This is a genomic window from Bacillus cereus group sp. BfR-BA-01331, assembly GCF_022663915.1.
In the GTDB taxonomy this organism is placed as follows: domain Bacteria; phylum Bacillota; class Bacilli; order Bacillales; family Bacillaceae_G; genus Bacillus_A; species Bacillus_A mycoides.
The window spans coordinates 1-3,634 of sequence record NZ_JAKUGJ010000080.1 but is presented as its reverse complement, the minus strand read 5'-3'; the positions used below and the strand labels follow the sequence as shown (position 1 = coordinate 3,634).

Here is a 3,634-nt window from a genome sequence, read left to right as displayed (position 1 = left end):
GCCTACTTTTATAACATCTATAACAGATAATAAAAAACTACGTGGAAAGACCGCATTTTGTATAAGAATATACGTTAAGTTGATGGATGTGGGGGACCGCCACATGCCCATCAAGCTAACCAAGTAACTTACTAGATATGAAACGATCCTCGGTTCAAAACTAGCAATTGATAGAAAAGTAGGCATACTAAAGAAGCCTATTAAAACGTGATTTTTTCGCTAGGCAGCTTGTCTATGCTTCACCGTCGTTTTATACACAATCCCTAGAATATCAAAGACGGTCATCTTCTTATAACGATGACATTTACGACCGTAAAAATATATGGAGAAGTAACTCACTATGAGGGCAAAAATCGAAAATGGATGTAAAAACACTTTTGTCACAACAATGGGCAAGCTGCTTAGATGAAGAAGACTGGTTTCCGCCACTTGAAAAAGTGCTAAAGAATATTACTTTTGAAAAGGCAATTTGGAAACCGGAGGGGGAAATGAATTCCATTTGGGAATTAGTTTGTCATTTATTTTTCTATAAAAAGAGACTTCTGATGCGATTTCTTGGTAAAACAGCGAATGAACCCCAAGCAGAAGATAATGAATCTACATTTCGAAGACTATTTAACATCTTTTTATTGTAGTAAATGAACAAGAAAGAGGTTATTTACTACAGATTATCTAAACCATCAAATCAAAATGAGAGTTGTAAAGTGTTTAATTTACATGTAGAAAAATAAAAAACCACTTAGAGTGGTTTTTTAATCGCGCATTGCTCCTGCCTCACGGGAGGTCATTGCTCCTTGCCCTTGGCTAACATCTTTTTGAATTTCTTGTTTTACTTTTTGTGCATCAGTTCCCGCAAATTTTTGTTTCATATTAGAACCCAAATTTTCTTTGTCTTGTTGATTCTGTAGCATAAAAGTCCTCCTTTATTTATTGATTTAACAATCCTATTATTTACAAAAACACTTAGTATATTCCAAGGATTCGATTGAAATTCACTTAAAATAAAGGGACTTTCGTTTGAATAATAAACATATATTCGTTGTTCAACTAACGTATGCGTTAGTTGAATATGACAAATGCTTTAAAAGATAGCCTGTATCAATAATTACTTGGTAATCATCGATACAGGCTTTATATTTCAATAACTAATCGTCTTTCTATATATTTAATTTAATATCCTTACTATCCTTACTATCTTTACTGTTAATATTCATGTGTCTTTAATCTATTGTATTGTTTTGAACGTGCTTGAGTGGAACTTGTTGTAAATATCGGAAATATCTTTTTAGAGATATCTTAGTTTTGAACCCCATTCTACTTACCAATTCATCTTCATTTATTCCTTGCTTAATAAGACGGAGAATAAATGTATTCCTCATCTGCTGTGCAGAAATACGCCTATTTCCCCCCGCACGTTTTACTTCAAGCCGTATCATTTTTTGCACAGCAACCTCAGACAAGGCCTTTGGCGCATCATTTTCGTACACCCAACGATAAGTACCCCGGTTAAAATCAAATACAACAAATAGGGGATTATCAGTATGTTTTCGAGGTCTTACGGGTTCTGGAATGATCGTATAATATTTATAAAGTTGCTTTGTATCTTCATCAGTTAAGAATACAGATCTAGTTACTCCATCCTCTCCTGGAACAATTAAACTATTTCTAGCAAACTGTATATGGCTCATATTAAGCGATACAAGCTCTTGCAAGGATAACCCATAGTTTACTACTAAATTTATTATACAAGCGTTTCTATCCATAATAAGAGGGCGATATTTAGCTTGTCTTTCTGTTAATCCCTTTGTTGAAAGTATCGTTTGTTTTAAATGCTTTTCTTCCGTTGCAGTAATAAAATCCTTATCACTTAGTGATTGATCAGGAATTAAGGAGAGGTGAAACTCATCTAATGGACTATCTATCCCTAAAAACATGTTCAATTTCTTTAAAACCACCCATATTCTGTGCCTTATTTTCTGGGAATATTTGCGCTTGCTTTCTAACTCAGAGAAATACCCCTGATAATCTTTTGGAGATAATTCACTCCACGATTTGATATGAAAAAGTATCTCATTTACTTCTAACCATTTAAAAAAATCCTTAATATCGTAAGAATAACGTTGTATCGTAGAATGTTTTCGACCTTTTTCAATTAAGTAATTAGAAAAAGCTTCTAATGTTTCTTCTAACCTAATTGTCTCGTTCATTATAATCACCTAATTTCTTTGGGTATATTATAACAAAAAATAGGTGAAAGACCTGCAACCGCCCTCTGCTATGCACGGTTGCTGGCATAGCAAAAACGCAAACGGACAAACAACCCTTTGCATTTTTGCTATGTTGATTATTATTTACAAAGCCAAATGAATAAGGCTATCATAATACTCCAAAAAGGGAGTACAAGTAATAATCCCCAAAAAACCCCTTTAAAAAATCTAATTTCGTTATATTCATTCATTGCTATATTAGTTGTATTCTTTAGTACGACCATGTTTAATCCTCCAATTATTAATTGATTATAAAATGAAAAAAGGACAAACCTCGTCCTGGTAGGGATACGTAGGTTTGTCCTTTTGTATGTGGGTAATGATATGTTTAATTACCATTATTATAACTGAATTAACAAATATTTTCAATTAGGTCAGACTTCTTATTAACAATCATACTAGTAATAATAAAATCTATTATAAATATATATCTTATATATTAAAAAGAAATAAAGATAAAACTTTTATAGGTTATCAAAAATAGGGAAAAGACCTACTCCCACAAGGAAAAATTTGATGTTAGAACATAAAAAATCATAAATAGTAGAAAATGTATCCGTAGATTCAATGATTATTAGACTTTCAATTCTACAAAAAAGCAGAAAGAAAATCATATATTTCTACATGAAATCGGAAAGAAATTGATACAAATCACATTATATTTATTCAGCCATGGAAATAGGGTGTATTTTCTTTATTTTGTTAAATGGAGCAGTATGTAGCGTCCAATTATCCACATTTTGTTCAGATAATGTAGCTATTTGTTAACATTACTCAGTATTTACACATAACTCACATTATTATTGATGATTTTTATTAGATGAAATTAACGACAGTAGTATTATCAAGGATATTGGGAAAATATTATTCACATTTGATCATAATTGTCCTCATATCCACTGTTTTTATAAATATCCTTCTGATTTTTTGTAGATATAAAATCGGATGTTTTACTATACGTGAAGAATATTCAATATGTAGTGTGGAGATTCTTCTGTAGGTAGAAGAGGATTTGTATAGAATTGTATAAAAAAAGACTCCATTTTACATGAAGTCCTTCTGATTTGGTATTTATAAATAAAGTAGTGGAAAGGGGATCTTAATGAAACAAATACGAATAGCCCTCTACTTTCGATGTTTTCAAAAATAGAGAGCTTGTTGCTATTATTTTATTTCCATTGCGGTTAGCACCTGATCTGGAGCTGTTATTGTTACACCAGCACGTACTAAACGTTCGAAGGTACGCATAAACTCTAGTAAATTAAACTGCTTTGGCAGCTCAATAACACGAAGTTTTTCTTGTGGCAGCTTATCAATTGCCTCGATAAACCATTCACGTACATCACTTGGAATCGTGCGTTCTTTAT

General features: G+C 32.0%; 4 protein-coding genes and 1 pseudogene. 1 reads left to right on the top strand and 4 read right to left on the bottom strand.

The features are described 5' to 3' along the window. The first annotated feature begins 359 nt into the window (after positions 1–359). On the top strand, positions 360–635 hold the full coding sequence (locus MR155_RS30750; protein ID WP_242312071.1) for a DinB family protein: 276 nt from the start codon (positions 360–362) through the stop codon (positions 633–635). A gap of 117 nt (positions 636–752) precedes the next feature. Here MR155_RS30750 and MR155_RS30745 read toward each other — a convergent pair whose 3' ends face one another. The 4 genes and pseudogenes from MR155_RS30745 to MR155_RS30730 all read right to left on the bottom strand — a co-directional run. Further along, positions 753–911: a hypothetical protein gene (locus MR155_RS30745; protein WP_172805467.1), complete on the bottom strand. Its 159-nt coding sequence runs from the start codon at positions 909–911 to the stop codon at positions 753–755. Between the two features lie 309 nt (positions 912–1,220). Beyond that, positions 1,221–2,207 (bottom strand): tyrosine-type recombinase/integrase, encoded by a 987-nt coding sequence (locus MR155_RS30740; protein WP_201038241.1) that lies wholly within the window; start codon positions 2,205–2,207, stop codon positions 1,221–1,223. Positions 2,208–2,347: 140 nt separating this feature from the next. Beyond that, positions 2,348–2,491 (bottom strand): hypothetical protein, encoded by a 144-nt coding sequence (locus MR155_RS30735; protein WP_002069415.1) that lies wholly within the window; start codon positions 2,489–2,491, stop codon positions 2,348–2,350. 940 nt (positions 2,492–3,431) lie between these two features. Further along, positions 3,432–3,634 (bottom strand): annotated as a pseudogene (locus MR155_RS30730) (hypothetical protein); the annotation flags it as partial.